The sequence below is a fragment of the Collinsella tanakaei genome (assembly GCF_021531055.1).
In the GTDB taxonomy this organism is placed as follows: Bacteria; Actinomycetota; Coriobacteriia; order Coriobacteriales; family Coriobacteriaceae; genus Collinsella; species Collinsella tanakaei_B.
Genome location: NZ_JADYTL010000001.1, coordinates 80955 through 100944, shown reverse-complemented (window position 1 = coordinate 100944; position 19990 = coordinate 80955). Strand labels below are relative to the sequence as shown.

Here is a 19990-nt window from a genome sequence, read left to right as displayed (position 1 = left end):
GTACGAAAAAAGCGCCCGTCCCTGCAAGCTGGGACGAAGCGCTTTTGCAACGCAGGACATCGCCTGCGGACAAGCTCCTCGTTCTACCACCCAGCTTAGGCACGTTTCGTGCCCGTACTCGGCCGACCTCATGACGGCGGTCGTCCCGGCGACGTCTACTGGGATGCGAAAACATGTCTGGCATAATATCGCATACCGTTCGGGCCGCGGCTCCGGGGTGATATTCGCTCGGTCGCGCGCGCGGACTTCACAGCTACCGTCCGCTCTCTTGTGCACGCGGGGGCCGGCTACTCCTCCCCTTCACAGCCATTGCGCGCTATTGTAGCACGCAGCGTCGCACACGACGCCATCTCGCACGCGAATCCATATCACAGCTCGATGACGTCCAGATCGTCGGGAACGAGCAGATTTCCGTGGTAATAGCGTGACCCTTCCGCCGTGTACAGCTCGCGACGGCGTGCGATGTTCCTATCCTCCGTGTGATAGAGCACCAGGTTCTCGACGCCGAGCCGTTCGGCAAGTTCACAGGCGTCCTTGACAGTGGAATGGTGCTTTTCGTACGGATGGAAGATATCGGCTTGCCCGTGGAGGCAAAAAGCCTCATGCAAAAGCCACGTGGCGCCCGAGGCGTACGGCTCCTCGCGCTCGTTGTAGGGCTCATCGCCGCAGCAGCACAGGCTGCGGCCGTCTCCCAGATCCATATGGAAACCGAACTGCTTGGCCTTGGTCGAGGCGATGTCGAAAAACGTCACGTCATGGCCGATGAGCTCGACGTGCTCGCCATCCTCGACGACCGCCAAGTGCAGACGATCGTCGATATAGGCGGCATCTTTGGCGGCAAGCAGGGTCTGCGCCATATCTCGCAAGATCTTGATGACCTCATCGTGCGCGTAGATGGTCGCCTCCCCCTCATAGGTCCCACGACGCATGTTCTGGCAGATCATACGCATGAGCCACGCGATTCCGAGCAGATGATCGATGTGCTTGTGGGTGACGAAGATCTCGCGCAGATCCTTCCAATCGATGCCCGCGCGTTTGAGCTGCGCGAGCACGGTGTTGCCACCGCCGCCGTCGACAAGCAGATGACGCGCGCCGTCGGAGATGACGAAGCAGGTGTTATAGCACTCGGTGACCGGCGCGTTGCCGGTGCCCAGCATGGTGAGCTTCATGTACACTCCATTGTGGGGACGATTCGGATACGGCCGACCCATTGTGGCGCATCGGCATGCAGAAGAACCGTCTCGTCTCGATATATCACGAAAGGAGCAGCATATGCGCGTGGGATATATTGGAGCCGGCAACATCTCATCGCAGATGGCCGAGACGATCGCCCGGATGGATGAAGCGTCCAACTACGCCGTTGCCGCCCGCGACCCTGAGCGCGCTCGCGCCTTCGCCGCCCGCTATGGGTTCGACGTCGCCTACGACAGCTACGACGAGCTGCTCGCAGACCCGGATGTGGACCTCGTCTACATCGCGCTCCCCCACTCGCATCATCGCACGTGGACCATCCGCGCGCTCCGTGCCGGCCATCACGTCCTGTGCGAGAAGGCGTTCGCCGCCAACGCGCACGAGGCCGCCGAGATGATCGAGGTCGCGCGTTCCGAAGGGCGCTTGCTCGCCGAGGCCATCTGGACGCGCTACATGCCTTCGCGCCGCATCATCGACGACCTGGTCCGCGGCGGCGCGATCGGAGCGGTACGCACCGTCGACGCGAACCTGGGCTACCGTGTGGACATGAACCGCCGCATGGTCGACCCCGCGCTTGCCGGCGGGGCGCTGCTCGATCTCACGGTCTACCCGCTCAACTTCGCGAGCATGGTGCTCGGAGACGACATCGCGCACATCGACGCCCACATGGTGCCGATCGAGACGGGCGTCGACGGCCAGGACTCCGTCACCCTCACCTATGCCGATGGCGCCATGGCGACGATGTTCACGACCATGCACACCATGACCGACCGGCGCGGCCTCATCTGCGGCACCGACGGCTTCATCCGCGTCGAGAACATCAACAACCCGCAGCGCATCGACGTCTACGACGCCGACGGCCTCACCTGCTCGCTGCGCGAGTCGATCGAGGTTCCGCCGCAGATCAGCGGGTACGAGTACGAGATCCTCTCCTGCAGGCGCGCCATCGAGGAAGGGCGCATCGAATGTCCCGAGATGCCGCATGCCGAAACCCTCGAGATCATGCGACAGCTCGATGCGATCCGCGCGCAGTTCGGCATCGTCTTTCCCTTCGAGGAGGGTTCGCGATAGCGAAAACATTCGCGTACGCGTGCGGCGACTCGACGTATAATCGACAAAATGGACATATACGAGCGGAAGGAAGGCGTACCCATGCGCACCATCCAAATGAGCGATTACACCGTCGGCGAGGACGCGTTCGACGCGATCCCCGCGACCCTTGCGAGCTATGGAGCCACGTCCGTCGTGATCGTCGGCGGCACGCGCGCCCTTGCCGCCGCGGCAGACGGCATCAAGGAGGCGCTTGACGGCACCGGCATCAAGATCCTCGACACCATCGTCTACGGCACCGATGCCACGCAGTCCAACGTCGATCGCCTCGTCGCCACATCGGCGTTCGCCGAAGCCGATGTCGCGTTCGCCGTCGGAGGCGGTAAGGCCATCGATACCGTCAAGACGGCCGCCAAGGAGTTCGACAAGACCGTCTTCTCGGTTCCCACGATCTGCTCCAACTGCTCGGCCGCGACCGCCATCGCGGTCATCTACAACGACGACGGTTCGCTCAAGGGTTACGCCTATCCCCCGTGCCCGGCGCACATCTTCATCAATCCGCGCATCATCGCCGAAGCCCCCGAGGAGTACTTCTGGGCGGGCGTGGGCGACGCCCTCTCCAAGCAGCCCGAAGTCGAATGGGCCACGAGCACCCGCGAGCTCGGCCATACCGCGAGCCTCGGTCTGGCACTCGCCCACACCTGCACCGAGCCTCTTATGACCTGGGGCGTACAGGGCCTCGCCGACGTCCGCGAGAACCGCTCGAGCGAGGCGGTGCGCCAGATCGCACTCGACATCGTGATCAACACCGGTTACGTGTCCAACCTCACCAACCAACCGGATTTCTACTACAACTCCACGCTCGCCCACGCGTTCTACAACGGATCCACGGGTATCCATCGTGCGGGACGGACGCACCTGCACGGCGAGGTCGTGTCGTTCGGTGTGCTCGTCATGTTCGCCTACGCCGGCAATCAGGCCGAGCTCGAGCGCTATGCCCGTTTCAACAAACAGATGGGCCTGCCGGTGACGCTCGCCGAACTCGATTTGGACGAGAGCCACCTCGAGGCGCTCACGGCCTTCGCCCACGAGACGAACGAATGGAAGCAGGGCAATCCCGAGCCGTTCGAGGATTCCCGCTTCATCGACGCCATCAAGGCCGCCGACGCGTTCGGTCGCTCGCTGTCGTAATCGGACCACGGCAAGAGAACCTCGAATCACCTGGTTCCTGCATGAACGAAGGGCATCGACCTGGATCGATGCCCCTCGTTTCGCACACAGGCTGATTCTCGGTCGATGCCGATGCACCACCTATTCGCCGAGCTTGGACCCGCAGCTCATGCAGAACAGATCGCCCTCGTTCACCGCGAACCCGCAGGCTGGACACACGGGGGCAACGGGGCTTTCGGCCCCATCAGCTGAGCCATCGTCGCGCGCCGACGCCTGCGCGGCCTCGGCGATCGCGGCCTCCACCTCGACACGGGGCTTGCCGCAGCCCGAGCAAAAGCGATCGGCCGCCTCCATATGCGTATGGCAGAACGGGCAATCGATGCCGGCCGCCACGCGCGCAGCCTCGGCCGCCTCACGCTCGATCTCGTCGAGCTTTGCCTGGATCTCGGCGCACTCCGCATCGATCGCGGCGATTCCGTCATAGAGTTCCTCGCGTCCTTCGCGAAGTGCCGCATCGTCCTTGGTGACCTTATACAGGCTTGCACCGAGCTCGGCCGCGAGCTTCTCGCGACGGCCGAGCGCGTCGCCCATCTGGCCGTTGAGCTTCATCGTCTCGACACCGCGGCTCGCACCATCGATACCGCGGTTGACAGAGGCTTGCACATCATCGAGAAAGCCCATCGGACTCCCCTTTCGCATCAGGTTTCCGCTACCGCACCATTGTGCCACCACAGATGAAAATACGTCAGACGTATTTTCACATCTTCTCGCCGTCGATGACGCGGATGTTGACATGACGCCGTCCACCTTCGTCCACCGGCTCGTCGAACTCGTACACCCCGAGCGATTTCAGAAACGGACGGAGCTTCTTGTAGCCGTAATTTCGCACGTCGAAATCGGGCAAGCGCTTGCCGAGCTGATCACCCATGAGCCCGAGGGAGACCCAGCCGTCCTCATCGGAGAACTTATCGACGATGGCGTTCACCGTCTCGCGGATCTTCTTGAGATGCCGACGGCGATCCGCTTTGGACATCTCGCCGAACGCGACCTCTGAGGGCTCTTCGGCATCATCGTCGGTATCGCCGGGAACGTCCGCTTGGCGACCGTCTTTGCCCTCATCGGCATCGGCTCCCGGCATCGGCACGTCCTTGCGCTTGGCGACTCGGGTACGCGGGCGACGACGCTGACGGGGCCGCTCCTCCCCTTCGGCTTCGCCCTCGTCTTCCCCTTCCTGCTCGGCGGCATGGGCGGCATAGAGCAAATCGAGGTACTTGAACTGGTTGCACGCGGAGATGAACGGCTGGGGCGTCTTCTGCTCGCCCATGCCGATCACCTGCATGCCGCTTTCGCGCAGACGGGAGACGAGCCGCGTGAAATCCGAATCGGAGCTGATGATCGCGAACCCGTCGACCGTACCCGAATAGAGGATGTCCATCGCGTCGATGATCATCGCCGAGTCGGTCGCGTTCTTGCCGAAGGTGTAGCTGTATTGCTGCATGGGGATGATCGAGTTATCGAGCAGGCATCCCTTCCAGCTGGCCAAACGCGGGCTCGTCCAGTCGCCGTAGATGCGCTTGTACGTGGCGACGCCGTAGTTGGCGACCTCCTCGAGGATGATCTTGATGTACTTCTCCGACACGTTGTCGGCGTCGATCAGGATGGCGAAGCGCAGGTCGCGCTCGTTCGAATCGCTCATGGACCACCTTTCTCCATCGTGGGGTATCGATACGGCATGCGGCCCCGTCGCGCGTGGTGACGAGGCCGCATGGGAAACTGTTCGGCTGGACTTACGCCTGCGGCGTGTTCGCACCGGGGATGAAGGGGTTCTCGCGCTTGAGGAGCGTCATGAACTCCTCGCCCGTGATGGTCTCCTTCTTGTACAGGTAGCGCGCGAGCTCGTGCAGTTTGAACTTGTTCTCGCGCAGGATCTGCAGGGCGCGGGCGTGCGCGTCGGCGATGACCTGCTGGACCGCGGCGTCCACGCGCTCGGCGGTACCGGGAGCGCAGGTGAGCGACGTGTCCTGGTTGAGGTAGGCGTTCTGGACGGTGCCGAGCGCCATCATGCCGAACTCGTCGGACATACCGAAGCGCGTGATCATGTTGCGCGCGAGCTTGGTGGCCTGCTCGATGTCGTTGGCGGCACCGGTGGTCATCTCGCCGAAGATGAGCTCCTCGGCGGCACGGCCGCCGCAGTACACCGCGAGCTTGTCGAGGACCTCCTGCTTGGTGGTCAGGAACTTCTCGTCCTGCTCGACCTGCATGGTGTAGCCGAGCGCACCGCTCGTACGCGGCACGATCGTGATCTTGGTGACCGGCGCGCCCTCCTTCTGACTCGCCGCCACGATCGCATGGCCGATCTCGTGGTAGGACACGACCTGCTTCTCGTGGTCGGACAGGACCGTGGACTTGCGCTGCTGACCAGCGATGACGACCTCGACCGATTCCTCGAAGTCCTCCTGACGGGCGCGGTTGCGACCCAGACGGACGGCGCGCAGCGCGCCCTCGTTGATGATGTTGGCCAGATCGGCACCCGAGGCACCGGGCGTGGCGCGCGCGATGGCCGTGAGGTCGATCGGCGGCTCGGTCTTGACGTCCTTGGCATGGATCTCGAGGATCGCCTTGCGGCCGGCAAGGTCGGGCAGCTCCATGGGCACGCGACGGTCGAAGCGGCCGGGGCGCAGCAGGGCCGGGTCGAGCGAGTCGGGGCGGTTCGTGGCCGCCACGACGACGATGCCCTTCTTGTTGTCGAAGCCGTCCATCTCGGTCAGCAGCTGGTTGAGCGTCTGCTCGCGCTCGTCGTTACCCGAGAACCCGCCGCCATCGCGCTTCTTGCCGATGGTGTCGATCTCGTCGATGAACACGATGCAGGGAGCCTTCTCCTTGGCCTGCTTGAACAGGTCGCGAACCTTGGCGGCGCCGCGACCGACGAACATCTCGACGAACTCGGAACCCGAGATGCTGAAGAACGGCACGCCCGCCTCGCCGGCGACGGCCTTGGCGATAAGGGTCTTACCGGTGCCCGGAGGGCCCACGAGCAGCACGCCGCGCGGCAACTTGGCGCCGATGGCCTCATAGCGCTCGGGCTTCTCGAGGAAGTCGACGACCTCCTTGAGGGACTCCTTGGCCTCTTCCTGACCGGCGACGTCCTTGAAGGTCACGCCGACGTCCTTGGAGGCGACGATGCGCGCGCCGGACTTGCCGAGACCGCCACCGCCCAAACCACCGAAGCCGCTCGAGAAGTCCATCGAGGGGTTGTCATCGCCCATGGCCTTCTTCATCTTGCGATTGAGCCACCAGCCCACCAGGAAGAAGATGATGAGCGGACCGAAGGTGATGAGCAGGTACAGCCACGTCGAGCTGTTGTTGGTCGCAATCGACACGACGACGTTGGCACCCGATGCGGCGATCAGCTCGGACAGGTAGTCTTCGGCGCCGGGAAGCACGGTCGTCTGATACGCGACGCCTTCCTCGTCGCCCTTGAGGGTGTACAGCGCGTCGGAATCCGATCCGACCGTGTATTCCATGTCCTTGACCCGCTCGTTTTTGAGGTCAGAGATCATGGTCGAATAGCTCGCCTCTTTGATCTGCATCTGCTGGCGAGCGATGTTCGGGAACAGCACCTGGTTGAGCACCAGATACAGCGCGAACGCGATCAGCACGTAGAGGATCATGTTCCGTCTACGTTTATGGTCATCCATCTCCATCGAATACTCCGTCTCGTACGGTTTGCAATGGTACAAAGATACCCGAATGCGCAGACGATAATCACGCCCCTACCCCGATTCCATCTTGGAGCGCACGGACGATGCGCGGTGAGGCCGGACGCGATCCCGCATGCGCCGAAGCTTCCTCCGCATGTGACACGGAAATCCCACCTTTCGCGTTTACGGTTCGGTTTTGAGGGCGACCTGTGGGTACACCGGCCCTACGACGCACAAAGTCCACAGGTAGAACGCGTACAGTTTCAGGCCCTACTCGTACAATCCAATCAAAACCGAACCGTAATCAAAGATTGCGTAACATCGGCAAAGGAGCGCCCATACCATTGCATGCTTCCTGCTGACCGAACCTTTGCCAACCATTACCTTGCACCTGCTATCATGCTCAAGGCACACAACGTGGAAGGGATGGGGTATGGCGTTCGGAAAACGCACGTCGCGGCATGCCGGCGCGGCTTCGCTCGACGTGACGCACGGGGTCATCTGGAAACAGCTTTTGCTGCTCTGCGTCCCGATCTTCCTCAGCTCGTTTTTCCAACAGGCCCACGCCCTGATCAACACGTTCATCTTGGGACAGTTCGGCGGCAAGCTCGCCTTGGGCGGCGTGCAGTCGACCGCCTCGCTGTTCGAGCTGGCGGTCGGCTTTTCGGTCGGCCTCGGCGCGGGCTGCGCCGTCATCTCCGGCCAGTTCTTCGGCAGCCATGACGACGAGCGTCTTTCGCGTGCCATCCACACCGCCATGACGATCGCGCTCGTACTCGGCCTTTGCATATCCATCGCCGGCGTCATCTTCATCCCGCACATCCTCGAGCTCATGGACACGCCCGCCGACCTTATGGGCGAGGCGGTTCCCTATTCGCGCTGGTACGCGGCGGCGATGGTGTGCTCGCTCGTGCTCAACATGGGCTCGGCCCTGCTGCGCTCGGTGGGCGACACGCGCACGCCCGCCCTCATCATCGCGAGCGGCTGTTTGATCAACGCCGTGCTCGACGTCATCTTCGTGGCGGCACTCGGTCTCGAAGCCGCCGGCTGCGGCATGGCGACCGCCATCACGCTCACCGTCAACGCCATCTTCATGACCTTGCGCCTCATGCGCGCCGACGGCGCCTGGCGGCTCGACCTGCGCCGCCTTGGCATCGATGGACGCATCTGCAAGAGCATGCTCGGAACCGGCCTGCCGCTCGCCATCCAGTCGTCGCTCTACTCGATCTCCAACATCATCGTGCAGTCGACCGTCAACACCTTCGGCACCGACGCGGTGACGGGCTGGGGTCTGTCGGCCAGGCTCGACGCGTTCATCTGGATGGTGACCGAGGCGCTCGGCGTGTCGATGACGACGTTTGCCGCCCAGAACTTCGGTGCACGAAATTACGAACGTATGCGGGCAGGCTACCACACCTCGCTTATCATCACGGTGCTCGTGATCGGCAGCATGTCCGCCGCGCTCGTCGTGTTCGTGGAACCCCTGTCGCGCATTTTCATCGACGACCCCGCCGTCACGGGCTACACGACCATCATGCTCCACTTCATCGCGCCGTTCTACGCGTTCTACTCCATCGTGGATAACACCTCGGGCGCGATCCGCGGATCGGGCGAGAGCCTGCGCCCGATGCTGCTCACCATCCTGGGCACCGTCGTGTTCCGCGTGATCTGGCTTTTGGCCGTCGTGCCCGCGCACCATACCATCGAGACCATGTTGCTGGTCTACCCGGTCACGTGGATCCTGACGGCGATCCTGTTCGTGGCCTACCACCACTGGGGCCACTGGCTGCGCCATGCCGAGCACAAGGCAGCCCACCTGAGCGCGGGCGGCGTGGTGTAGCCGCGAGCGCACCGCCGTTAGGCGAACATGCCGGGACGGTAGTGGTACGCGTTGTCCACATGCGGGCAGAGCTGCCAAAACGCCACGGCACTCGCGGCCGCGACGTTCAGGGAATCGACCCCGTGTGCCATGGGGATACGCACCGCCAGGTCGGCGCCGGCGATCGTCGACGCCTTGAGCCCCGCACCCTCGGTTCCCATGAAGATCGCCATGCGTTCGATCGAGGCGAGCGCGGGGTCGTCCAGCGACACGGAATCGTCGGTCAGTGCCATGGCCACGCAGGTGAATCCCGCCTCATGCAACGTCGCCAACCCGTCGTGCGGCCAGCGGCGCGCCTCGCTTCCCAGACGGCACCAGGGAACCTGGAAGACGGTCCCCATGCTCACGCGCACCGCGCGGCGGTACAGTGGGTCGCAGCAGGTGGGACTCACAAGGATACCGTCGACGTTGAGGGCGGCGGCGCTTCGGAAGATCGCGCCCACATTCGTGTGGTCGACGATGCCCTCGAGCACGCAGACGCGCACGGGACGTCCCTGAGCATGCGCGACGATTCCATGCAGGAAATCCGCCGCGTCGGGCATCGCGGGACGCCGAAACGCCGCGAGCGCGCCGCGCGTCACCGTGAAGCCCGTGAGCTGCTCCATAAGCTCCATGGAGGCGACGAACACGGGGATCTCGGTGTTGCCTGCCGCGGTGACGCGCTCGAGCAGGGGCATGAGCTGGTCGACCCAGCGCTCCCCCATCAAAAAGCTGACCGGTGTGAGCCCGGCGTCGACCGCCCGTTCGATCACCTTGGCGCTCTCGGCGATGAAGATGCCCTTCTCGGGCTCGAGCACGCATCTGAGCTCGCGTTCCGTGAGACGCGTATAGGCATCCAGCCGCTCATCGTCGAGCGAATCGATGCGGATCAGGCACGGGGTCGTGGGCATGGCGGCGCTACTTCCCACCGCGGCGGAAGAGCTTGCGCCCTGTGTTCTTGAGCTTGTCGAGCATCGTGGGGTCGGGATGCGCCGCATTCCACGCCTCACGGCGACGGCGCTTCTCGAGCTCCGCGTTGAGCGGCTCACCGTAGCCCTGCACGAGGTTGCGGTACCACGACACCATATCGGCGAGGTCGTCCTCGTTGGGACGACCCTTGTTCATGCCGCCCGTGAGCTTGAAGGGACCCCAGGTGTCAAAGCCCGCGCATCCGTGGCCTGCCAGGTAGTTGGCACGCTGCGCGCGGCAGATGCCATCGATGTCCTTGCCGTACCACTTGCTCTCACCGCCGTAGGTGAGCAGGCTGAACACGAAGGTGCCCTCGATGAGGGAGTTTTGCAGCACACGGGCAAGATCGCGGTCGATCTCGCCGTAGTAGATGCCGCTCGCCACGCCCACCAGCGGATACTCCGACAGATCGACCGTCTGACCCTTGTCGAGGGTCGCGACGTCGACGGTATCGACATCGTCGGGATACGCCGCCGCGATGGCGTCGACGATCTTCTTCGTGTTGCCATGATGCTTGGAGCGGTACAGGATCATCGTCTTGACGTGGACGTCCCGCTCGTCGGCGGCATCGGAAGCCGCGTCGGGCGCAGGCGCCGCCTCGGGCGCCGCCGTGCCCTCGCGACGGTACGTCACGAACTCGAACGCGATGCCGTGATCCTCCTCCTCGGGAGCGATCGTCATCGTATCGGAGGTCTCGGCGATCTCCCACCCGTCGAGCGCATCAAGATCGGGGAGGAACGTGTCGGCAAGGCGACGGCAATGCGTCTTGGTGACGACCACGCGATCGCAATGCGGCAGGAACAGCTCGTAGATCTCGGCACCGCCGATGACCCACGCCTCATCGTCGGCGGCGACGGCGGCGAGCGCCTCGTCGAGCGAGTGGACGACCTCGACGCCCTCGCGCGCGAAGGACGCATCGCGGGTGAGCACGATGTTGCGGCGGTTCTTGAGCGGACGGCCCCCGGGCAGGCTCTCCAGGGTCTTGCGACCCATGATGACGGTATGCCCGGTGGTGGTCTCCACGAAATGGCGCATATCGGCTCGGTTGGAGACGATCATATCGCCCTCATAGCCGATGCCCCAGTCGTCACAGGCGGCGACGATGGCGGAAAGCGTGCAGCTCACAGGTACTCCTTAGATGGCGATGGGAATGTTTTTGATCTGCGGGCCGTGCTCGTAGCCCTCCACGATCAAATCGTCGGTCGTGAAATCGTAGAAGTTCGTGACCTCGGGGTTCAGGCGGACCGTGGGCGCAGGATACTGCGGGCGGGCGATGAGCTCGCGGATGATGTCGACATGGCGGTCGTAGATGTGCGCGTCGACGATCACGTGCAAAAGCTCGCCGGCGACCATGTCCACCGACTGCGCGACCATCATGAGCAGGATCGCGTACTGGCACACGTTCCAGTTGTTGGCGGCGAGGATATCCTGGCTGCGCTGCATGAGCACCATGTTGAGCACCGGCTTGTCGTCGCCCGTGGCGTGCGTGACGTTATAGGTCACACTGTAGGCGCACGGGTACAGGTGCATCTCGGACAGGTCGGAGAACGTGTACATGTTCGTCATGATGCGGCGCGAGTACGGCGTATGCGTCAGGTCGTAGAGCACGCGGTCCATCTGGTCGAAGTCGCCCTCGGGATAGTGCGACTTTTGCGCGATCTGGTAGCCGTAGGCCTTGCCGATCGAACCGGTCTCGTCGGCCCATTCATCCCAGATATGGCTGTTCAGATCGTGGATGTTGTTCGATTTGCGCTGGTAGATCCACAGAATCTCGTCCATGGCGCTCTTCAGGGCCGTGCGACGCAGCGTGAGCGCAGGGAACTCCTCGCGCAGGTCGTAGCGGTTCGTCACGCCGAAGTTCTTGATGGTGTACGCGGGGGTGCCGTCCTCCCAATGGGGGCGCACCTTCTCGCCTTCCGTCGTGGTCCCATGCTCCAGGATGTCTGAGCACATGGATACGAACAGCTCGTCTGCTTTGCTCACGGGCGCTCCTCGGTCATCGACAACATCGAGCACCTATTGTACCCCGCGCGTCGGATATCGGGTGCGCGCTACACGGATTCAGCAGCCGACTCCGCGCGCACGTCCTTTTCCGCGAATCCGACGACGAAGTCGATCAGCGGCGACGAGATGCAGACGGTGATGAGCGAGAACATGATCTTCGTCACGGGGATATACGACAAAGACAGCAGCAGCACGGAAAGATCGGTCACCAGATAGCAGCGGGACAGGCGCCAACCGCTGAGTTTTTGAATCGAGAGCGCAAGGGCGTCGTCACCGCCCGCCGATGCACCGGCGCGCACGACGAGACCGGCACCCAGCCCGACGAAGACGCCACCTGCGATCGCGGCGACAAGCGGCCACGAGGACAGATCGGGCAGCAGATGGGGCAGATGCTCCCAGATGGCATAGAACCCGGCGATGCAGGCGCTCGAGACGACCGACCAGCCGAGGAAACCCGCCCCGAGCAAGCGCAGCGCCACGGCGTAGCACACGATGTCGAGCAAGGGCGACGCGATGGACGACGGGATGCCCAGCCAGTGGTTCGCGAGCAGCAACGCGCCGATCACGCCGCCCTCGGTGATGCCGACCACCTGATGGATGTTATGGATGCCGAAGGTGAGGATCGCCGAACCGGCGGCGATGCACAGGAGTCGTTTTGCGATGTCGCCGCGGTTGCGGCGCAGGTATGTCTTGAGATCCATCGGACCTCACCCTTTCGTTCTGTTACGGGCTTTCTCGATTCCCAGCCTAAACCTTGGTACAATACCAAGGTCAACGGCGACATGGAGAAGCTATGGATGACGGCCTGTTCAAGGAGCAGTATCGGATCGGCGAGGTCTCGCGTCTGTTCGGCATCGGGCAGGACTCGCTGCGCTATTACGAGCGGCTCGGCATCGTCGTGCCCAAGCGCAAGGACAACGGGTACCGCGCCTACGACCTCGACGACATGTTCACCCTGTCCCTCATCAAGGACCTGCGGCTCCTCGGGTTCTCGATGCAGCAGATCAAGACGTACCTCGACGATCGCACCCTGGAGAGCACCGGACGGCTCCTATCGGAGGAGGCCGCCCTGATCGACCGGCAGATCGAGCGTCTGCGGGAACGCAAGGCGGCGATCGAGCGCCATGAACGGACCATCCTCACCGCGCGGACCGCGGTGTGCGGGCGATTCCTCATCGAGCGCATGCCCGAGCGCCGCTGCATCGAGCTCGCGGCCCGCATCGAGGTCGACGAGGAGATGGATGTCGCGATCCAGAGCCTTCGTCACCGCCTCAAGGACGTGACGCCCCATCTGAGCGACATCACGATCGGCGCGAACCTCTCGCGCACGGAACTTGAGGCCGGCGCCACCAACATCTACGATTCGGTCTTCTTCGTATTAAAGAACGAGCCGATAGCCTGCGACTTCCGACTGCCGGCGGGAAACTACCTCATCTACCGTTATCGCGGAGCCTACGAGCAAAACGGCGATGTGCTCCGCTCGATGCTCGCCTACGCGCAGCAGCAAGGGTTGAACGTCGGTGAACCCGCGTTCGAGATCTACGAGTTGGACAACCGCGACACGTCGGTAAGCGACGAGTACCTGACGCGCGTCGAGATACCGCTGCTTACGTAACGAGATGAGCCGCCGAGATCGATGCACGGACTCGGCCAAAGCGCTCTGCTGACAGCCGGGGCTCCGTACTGACAGTTGGAACCCTGCACCGACACCCGAGGCTCTGTACTGACAGTTGGAACCCTGCACTGACACCCGAGGCTCTGTACTGACAGTTGGGGCTCTGTACTGACAGCGAAAACTCTGTACTGACACAAGAAACTCCCAACTGACATAAACCGGCGAATATCATCGATTTGTGTCAGCTGGGAGTTTTGCCTGTCAATACAGAGTTTTCGCTGTCAGTACAGAGTTCCTACTGTCAATACAGAGCGCCAGCTGTCGGTACAGAGTTTTACCGTCAGCGCAGAGCCGCAGCCGGCACCTCGGAACGGCCGGCGGCGGCACGGCATCCCGTGAGCCCCCATACCGACGGCACGGAAACCCTACTTGCGGCGCATCTGCTTTTCCATCTCGCGCAGCATGTCCATCTCGGACCCGCCGCCAAGGCCGCCGAGACCGCCCATGCCGCCGAGGTTACCGAGGCCGCCCATGCCGCCCATATTGCCCATGCCTGGGATGTTGGGCATGCGCATCTTCTTGCCCTTCTTCCCCTTCTTGCCCTTCTTGCCGCCGGCCTGCTGGGACATGGCGCGCACGCGGCTCATCATCTTGTTCATCTCGCCCCACTGCTTCATGAGCTGGTTCACGTCGGTGGGGGTGACGCCCGAGCCGCGGGCGATGCGGGCGCGGCGCTGACCGTTGATGATCGAGGGCTTCATGCGCTCCTCGGCCGTCATGGACATGATCATGGCCTCGTTGCGAGCGAAAATGGACTCGTCGAGGTTGCCGCCCATCTGGTTGAGCATCTTCTGGCCGCCCGGAAGCATGCCCAGGATGGACTTCATGCCGCCCATCTTCTTGACGGCGCGCATCTGCTCGAGCATGTCGTTCATGGTGAAGCCGTCGCGCAGCATGCGCTCGGCGCTCGCGATGGTCTCGGCATCGGCAGCCTGCTGGGCCTTCTCGATGATGCCGACGACGTCGCCCATGCCGAGGATGCGCTTGGCCATGCGGTCGGGATAGAACGGCTCGAGCGAATCGGGCTTCTCGCCCATCGACACGAACTTGATGGGCTTGCCGGTGACGGCGCGCACGGACAGCGCACCGCCGCCGCGGGCGTCGCCGTCGAGCTTGGAGATGATGACGCCGTCGAAATCGGTACGCTCGGCGAAGGTCTGGACCACGTTGACGATGTCCTGACCGGTCATGGCATCGACGACCATGAGCACCTGGTCGGGCTTGACGGCGCGCTTGATGTCGACGGCCTCCTGCATCATCTGCTCGTCGATCTGCAGGCGACCGGCGGTGTCGACGATCACGACGTCGCGCAGGTTGTCGATGGCCTCGCGCACCGACGCGCGCGCGATGCCGACCGGATCGGCGCCGTCGCCGCGGAACACCGGCACGCCGATCTCGCCACCGAGCGTCGCGAGCTGGTCGGCGGCGGCGGGGCGGTAGACGTCGCAGGCGGCGAGCAGCGGCGAGTGACCCTGTTTCTTGAGCATGTAGGCGAGCTTGACCGCAGCCGTCGTCTTTCCGGAGCCCTGCAGGCCGACGAGCATGATCACGTTGGGGATGCGGTTGGACAGGACGAGCTTGCTTTCGGTGGAACCGAGCAGCTCGGTCAGCTCGTCCAGGACGATCTTGACGACGTTTTGCGCAGGCGTCAGCGACTCCATGACATCGGCGGTCAGGCAGCGCTCGCGGGTCTTGGCGACGAAGTCCTTGACGACCTTGAAGTTGACGTCGGCCTCGAGCAGCGCCATGCGGATGTCGCGCATCGCGCTGGTGATGTCGGCCTCGGTGAGCTTACCCTTGCCGCGCAGACGGTCGAAGGTATCGTTCAGGCGATCGGACAGACTCTCGAACATGAAGGCTCCTCGCTCGTTGGAACAGGTCGGACGCGCGCACGCGCGGCCGTGGAAACGTACAGGTTAGGCGTCGGCGCCCACAAGCGCTCGGCAGAACTCGCGGGCGTCGAAGGGCTGCAGGTCGTCGACCTGCTCGCCAACACCGATGCGCAAGATGGGCAGCTTGAGCTTCGAGGCGACCGCCATGGCGATGCCGCCCTTGGCCGTGCCGTCGAGCTTGGTCATGATGATGCCGTCGATGCCGAGCGCCTCGTTGAACTCGAGCGCCTGGGACAGGCCGTTCTGACCCGTCGCGGCGTCGATGACCAGGACGACCGAGACGGGCATGGGGCCGCGGGCGCACGACGCAGCGCGCTTGCGGGTGACGTTCACGACCTTGGCGAGCTCGCGCATGAGGTCGGCCGAAGTATGGAGACGACCGGCCGTGTCGATGAGGACGAGCTCGCTCCCCTCCCGCTCGGCAACGTCGAGCACGTCGTAGCACACGCTCGCCGGATCGGCGCCGCGCTCGCGCTTGACGACCGGCACGCCGGCGCGTTCGCCCCACACGTCGAGCTGCTCGATGGCGGCGGCACGGAAGGTGTCGGCGCTGCCGATGATGGTCTTGATACCGGCGTGCGCCGAGGCGCTCGCGATCTTGCCGACGGTCGTCGTCTTGCCGGCTCCGTTGATGCCGACGAACAGCACGACGGACGGGACGTCGGAAAACGGATCGCGCTCGGGCGCCGCGAAGGTCTCGGCAAGGCGGTCGGCGAGCGCCTCGCGCAGCTGACGCGCGGACTTGAGGTTTTTGCGGGCCGCGAGCTCGCGCAGGTCGTCGGACACCGAGATGGCGATGTCGGCGCCCATGTCGCCCATGACGAGCGTGTCCTCCAAGTCCTCCCAGAAGGACTCGTCGACCTCGCCGCCGAAGTAGAAGATCTCGTTGATGGCCTCGCGGCTGCGCTGCAGTCCGCGCGACAGGTTCTCAAAGAATCCCATTTATGCGTTCACGACCTTTCCTGTCGTTCGATCGAGCCGTTGGCTCACCACGCGGCTCACGCCATCGGCCTGCATGGATACGCCGTACAGGACGTCGGCGTCCTCCATGGTGCGGCGCTGGTGCGAGATGACCAGAAGCTGCGTGGTCCGGCGCAGATGGTCGATCGCGCCGATCAGCTTGCCGAGGTTGGAATCGTCGAGCGCCGCCTCGACCTCATCGAGGACGTAGAACGGCACGGTACGGGTGCGATATACGGCGAACAGCAGCGCGAGCGCCGTCAGGCTCTTCTCGCCGCCGCTCATGAGGGTCATCTTGGTGATGCGCTTGCCGCGGGGCTGGGCGACGACCTCGATGCCGGTCTCGGAGGGATGCTCCGGATCGGTCATCTCCAGATGGGCCTGACCACCGGGGAACAGCATACCGAAGACCTCGCGGAAATTCGCGTCGACCGCCTCGAAGGTGGTCAGGAACTGGCGGCGCATCTTGCGGTCGATCGCCGCGGTGATCTTGGTGAGGGCACCGCGCGCGTGCTCCAGGTCGGCGAGCTGGGCGGCGATATAGTCGGCGCGCTCGCGCAGCTGCTCGTATTCCTGGAACGCGACCTGGTTCACCGGTCCCAGGTTGTTGATCCGGCGGACGAGGTCGGCGAGTTCGCGCTCGCAGGCGGCGCGGTCGTCGGGAGCCGGCAAGGTGAGGGCCTCCTCGAGCACGGTCGAGCCGTCGGCGGTGATGGCGGCGATGGCGTTCTCGACCTGGACCTCAAGTTTACCGCGCTCAACCTTGAGCGAGGCGATGGCCTCGTTGGCGGCGTCGACCTCGGACTTCGCCGCGGACACGTCGCCGCGCGCGCCCTCGATCGTCTTTTTGAGGGATGCCGAATCGGCCTCCTCGAGCGACGCCTGGTCGCGCAGGCGGGCGGCCCAGTCCATGGCGCGCTCGCTTAAGACCTGATAGCGGTCGTGCAGCGGATCGACGCGGAGACGCAGAACCTCGAGCGAGCGGGATGCCTGACGCGTCGCGCGGATGCGATGGTCGATACGGTCGAGGCGGCGCTCGAGCTCCGGTGCACGGGTCTCCAAGCTACGGAGACGCTCGGCCGCCTGGGCCTGTCTGACCTTGGCGTCGGCGAGCTTGCCGGCGGCCTCGGCGTCGTCGCGCCGCACGCGCTCGAGCTCATCGGTCGCCTGCTCGATACCGCTCGACAGCTCGTCGGCGCGCTCGCGGGCATCGTCGCGCGTAGCGGCGAGCTCGTCGAGCTTGGGCTGGATCTCGCGCACGGCCTCGGCCGCCTGAGTGCGGCGACGCTCAACCTGCGCGCGCTCGGAGGCGGACGTCGAGACGCTCTGCTCGAGACGACCGATCTCGGACAGCAGGGATGTGCGCTCGCCCTCGAAGCGGGCGATATCGCCGGCGATGTCGGTCTCGGCGGCACGCGCGACGGCCAGCGCCTCGGTCGCCTCGGCGACGAGCGATGCGGCGTGCTCGAGGCGGGCAGACAACTCGGGCTCGAGCTCCTCCAGCTCACGGATGCGGCGCTTCCGCTCGAGCGTACCGGCGCTCACGTCGCCCGCGGAGCCGATCCGGACCACGCCGCCATGAGAGACGCGCGCGCCGTCCAGCGTCACATAGACCACGCCCGGCGCGAACCCGGCCGCCAGCGCCTCATCGATCGTGTCGACGACGCGATAGGCGCCCAACAGGGCTGCCACGGCGTTGCCGTACCCCTCGCGGACGCGCAGGCGCTCGACCAGACGGTAGCCCGCCGCATCCTCCCCGTGCGGGGCAAGCGGCACGTCACGGGCGACCATGACGGCCTGGCCGCCAGCCTGCTGCTCCCGCGCAAACGAGCCGAGCGAGGAGAGCGCCCGCGCGTTGTCGACCACGAGCGCATCGATATCGACGTCGAGCAGGGACTCGACGAGCTCCTCGAGCTCGACGGGAGCCTCGATGACATCGCTCAGGCGGGCGCGGACGGTACCGGCGTGGGCATGCGCGATCTTAGCGGTCAGCGACGAGCCGTCGGTGGCACGCTCGTCGAGGCGCTTGAGGCTCGCGAGCTCGGAGGTCGCCTCGGCATGGCTCGTGCGGGCGGACGCCTCCTGTTCGCGGCGCTCGTCGAGGGCGGCTTGGGCGGTCTTTATGGCACCGCGCGACTCGTCTCGCTGCACGCGGGCGCTCGCCAGATCACCCTCGAGCCTGTTCAGGCGCTCGCGGCGATCGTCGAGCGATGCGGCGATCTCCTCGATCTGCGCATCGAGCTGCTCCAAGCGCGAGGCGTACATGGAGTCCTCGAGCTCGGCGTTGGAGACGGTCTCCTTGGCCTTGACGTAATCGAGGGCGGCGGCGTCGGCGATGCGCTGCGACTCGCGGCGCTCACGCGTCAGGCGCGAGATCTGCTCGTCGAGCTCGACGCGACGCTCGTGCAGACGCTCGGCGGCGGGGCTGAACTCCTCGACGTCGGCGGCCGCGATCGCGGCGAGCCCGCGGACCTCATCGAGGTCGCGCCGGACACGGTCGAGCTCGTCGGCGGCCTGACGGCGCTGATGCTCGGAACCCGAAAGCGTCCCGCGCATCTCGGAGAGGCGCGCGACCATGTTGCGCCCCTTCTCCTCGAGCAGGCGCATGTCGGAGCCGATGCGACCGACGATATCCTGCATATGACGGCGTCGCTCGCCCAGATCGCCGACGAACAGGCCCTTCTCCTCGAGCATGACCTGCAGCTTCTCGAGCTCACGCTCCTTTTCACCCAACCGGTAGCGGGCGAGCTCGAGGGTGGCCGATGCCTCCTTGGAGCGGCTCTCCAGGTCGGTCCATGCCGCCTGCAGCGAACGGAGCTCGTCGACGGCGAGGATCTGCGTGAGCTCATGGGCGCGCTCGGTCAGCTCGCGATGGCGACGCGCGCGGTCCACCTGGCGCTCGAGCGGTTTGAGCTGACGCGTGACCTCGCGATTGATATCGCGGGCACGCGTGAGGTGCTTGTCCATCGAGGCGATCTTCTTGGCGGCGCGCTCGCGGCGGCGCTTGTGCTTGGAGATGCCGGCGGCCTCCTCGATGAGGCTCCGGCGCTCCTCGGGACGGCTCTGCAGGATGCCGTCGAGCTTGCCCTGGCTGATGATCGAGTGGGTATCCTTGCCCAAGCCGGAATCATGCAGGATGTCCTGGATATCCATGAGTCGGCACGGACTCGAGTTGATCAGGTACTCCGACTCGCCGGAACGGTACATCCGTCGCGTGATGGCGACCTCGTCGAACTCGACCGGAAGGACGTGGTCGGAGTTGTCGAGCACGAGCGTGACCTCGGCCACGCCGACGGGCTTACGGGCGGAGGAGCCGGAGAAGATGACGTCCTCCATGGCCTGGCCGCGCAGCTGCTTGGCGCTCTGCTCGCCCAGAACCCACAGGATCGCATCGGAGATATTGGATTTGCCGGAACCGTTCGGACCGACGATGACCGTGAGCCCGGGCTCGAACGTCATGTGCGCCCGATCGGCGAACGATTTGAATCCTTTGAGGGTGAGGGATTTCAGGTACACGCGT

Annotated in this window: 15 protein-coding genes; 4 read left to right on the top strand and 11 right to left on the bottom strand. The window is 64.5% G+C overall.

What is annotated here, in order from left to right:
* Positions 1-368 precede the first annotated feature (368 nt).
* Positions 369-1169: an MBL fold metallo-hydrolase gene (locus I6E04_RS00400; RefSeq protein WP_235421099.1), complete on the bottom strand. Its 801-nt coding sequence runs from the start codon at positions 1167-1169 to the stop codon at positions 369-371.
* Positions 1170-1272: 103 nt separating this feature from the next.
* Here I6E04_RS00400 and I6E04_RS00395 point away from each other — a divergent pair, with 103 nt between their 5' ends.
* Together I6E04_RS00395 and I6E04_RS00390 are read left to right on the top strand one after the other, a co-directional pair.
* Positions 1273-2262, top strand: a complete 990-nt coding sequence (locus I6E04_RS00395; protein WP_235421098.1) for a Gfo/Idh/MocA family protein — start codon at positions 1273-1275, stop codon at positions 2260-2262.
* Between the two features lie 81 nt (positions 2263-2343).
* A complete protein-coding gene (locus I6E04_RS00390; protein WP_235421096.1) occupies positions 2344-3432 on the top strand; it encodes an iron-containing alcohol dehydrogenase family protein in 1089 nt (362 codons plus the stop codon).
* A gap of 120 nt (positions 3433-3552) precedes the next feature.
* Here the strand turns inward: I6E04_RS00390 and I6E04_RS00385 are convergent, their stop codons facing one another.
* The 3 genes from I6E04_RS00385 to ftsH all read right to left on the bottom strand — a co-directional run bounded on the left by I6E04_RS00385 (position 3553) and on the right by ftsH (position 7115).
* Entirely contained in the window at positions 3553-4092 is a 540-nt protein-coding gene (locus tag I6E04_RS00385; protein ID WP_235421095.1) for a double zinc ribbon domain-containing protein, read from the bottom strand.
* Between the two features lie 76 nt (positions 4093-4168).
* Entirely contained in the window at positions 4169-5107 is a 939-nt protein-coding gene (locus tag I6E04_RS00380; RefSeq protein ID WP_235421093.1) for an NYN domain-containing protein, read from the bottom strand.
* A 91-nt stretch (positions 5108-5198) separates the two neighbouring features.
* Positions 5199-7115: an ATP-dependent zinc metalloprotease FtsH gene (gene ftsH, locus I6E04_RS00375; RefSeq protein WP_235421092.1), complete on the bottom strand. Its 1917-nt coding sequence runs from the start codon at positions 7113-7115 to the stop codon at positions 5199-5201.
* Between the two features lie 430 nt (positions 7116-7545).
* Between ftsH and I6E04_RS00370 the strand changes: the two genes are divergently transcribed.
* Positions 7546-8952, top strand: a complete 1407-nt coding sequence (locus I6E04_RS00370; RefSeq protein WP_235421091.1) for an MATE family efflux transporter — start codon at positions 7546-7548, stop codon at positions 8950-8952.
* A 17-nt stretch (positions 8953-8969) separates the two neighbouring features.
* Here the strand turns inward: I6E04_RS00370 and I6E04_RS00365 are convergent, their stop codons facing one another.
* The 4 genes from I6E04_RS00365 to I6E04_RS00350 all read right to left on the bottom strand — a co-directional run bounded on the left by I6E04_RS00365 (position 8970) and on the right by I6E04_RS00350 (position 12644).
* Positions 8970-9881: a TrmH family RNA methyltransferase gene (locus I6E04_RS00365; RefSeq protein WP_235421090.1), complete on the bottom strand. Its 912-nt coding sequence runs from the start codon at positions 9879-9881 to the stop codon at positions 8970-8972.
* A gap of 7 nt (positions 9882-9888) precedes the next feature.
* Entirely contained in the window at positions 9889-11064 is a 1176-nt protein-coding gene (locus I6E04_RS09845) for a dihydrofolate reductase (protein WP_235421089.1), read from the bottom strand.
* Positions 11065-11073: 9 nt separating this feature from the next.
* The gene (thyA, locus tag I6E04_RS00355; RefSeq protein WP_235421088.1) at positions 11074-11922 is read right to left on the bottom strand and encodes a thymidylate synthase; all 849 of its coding nucleotides are present in this window, start codon (positions 11920-11922) and stop codon (positions 11074-11076) included.
* 68 nt (positions 11923-11990) lie between these two features.
* Positions 11991-12644 (bottom strand): YitT family protein, encoded by a 654-nt coding sequence (locus tag I6E04_RS00350; protein WP_235421085.1) that lies wholly within the window; start codon positions 12642-12644, stop codon positions 11991-11993.
* Positions 12645-12736: 92 nt separating this feature from the next.
* Between I6E04_RS00350 and I6E04_RS00345 the strand changes: the two genes are divergently transcribed.
* Entirely contained in the window at positions 12737-13558 is an 822-nt protein-coding gene (locus I6E04_RS00345) for a MerR family transcriptional regulator (RefSeq protein WP_235421083.1), read from the top strand.
* A gap of 425 nt (positions 13559-13983) precedes the next feature.
* On the opposite strand, the gene ffh is transcribed toward I6E04_RS00345, so the two are convergent.
* From ffh to smc, 3 genes are all read right to left on the bottom strand, one after another.
* The gene (ffh, locus tag I6E04_RS00340) at positions 13984-15471 is read right to left on the bottom strand and encodes a signal recognition particle protein (protein WP_235421082.1); all 1488 of its coding nucleotides are present in this window, start codon (positions 15469-15471) and stop codon (positions 13984-13986) included.
* Between the two features lie 63 nt (positions 15472-15534).
* Positions 15535-16452 carry a signal recognition particle-docking protein FtsY gene (ftsY, locus tag I6E04_RS00335; protein ID WP_235421081.1) on the bottom strand — a complete coding sequence of 306 codons (918 nt, stop codon included), beginning with the start codon at positions 16450-16452 and terminating at the stop codon, positions 15535-15537.
* On the bottom strand, positions 16453-19986 hold the full coding sequence (gene smc, locus I6E04_RS00330) for a chromosome segregation protein SMC (protein WP_235421080.1): 3534 nt from the start codon (positions 19984-19986) through the stop codon (positions 16453-16455).
* Positions 19987-19990 lie beyond the last annotated feature (4 nt).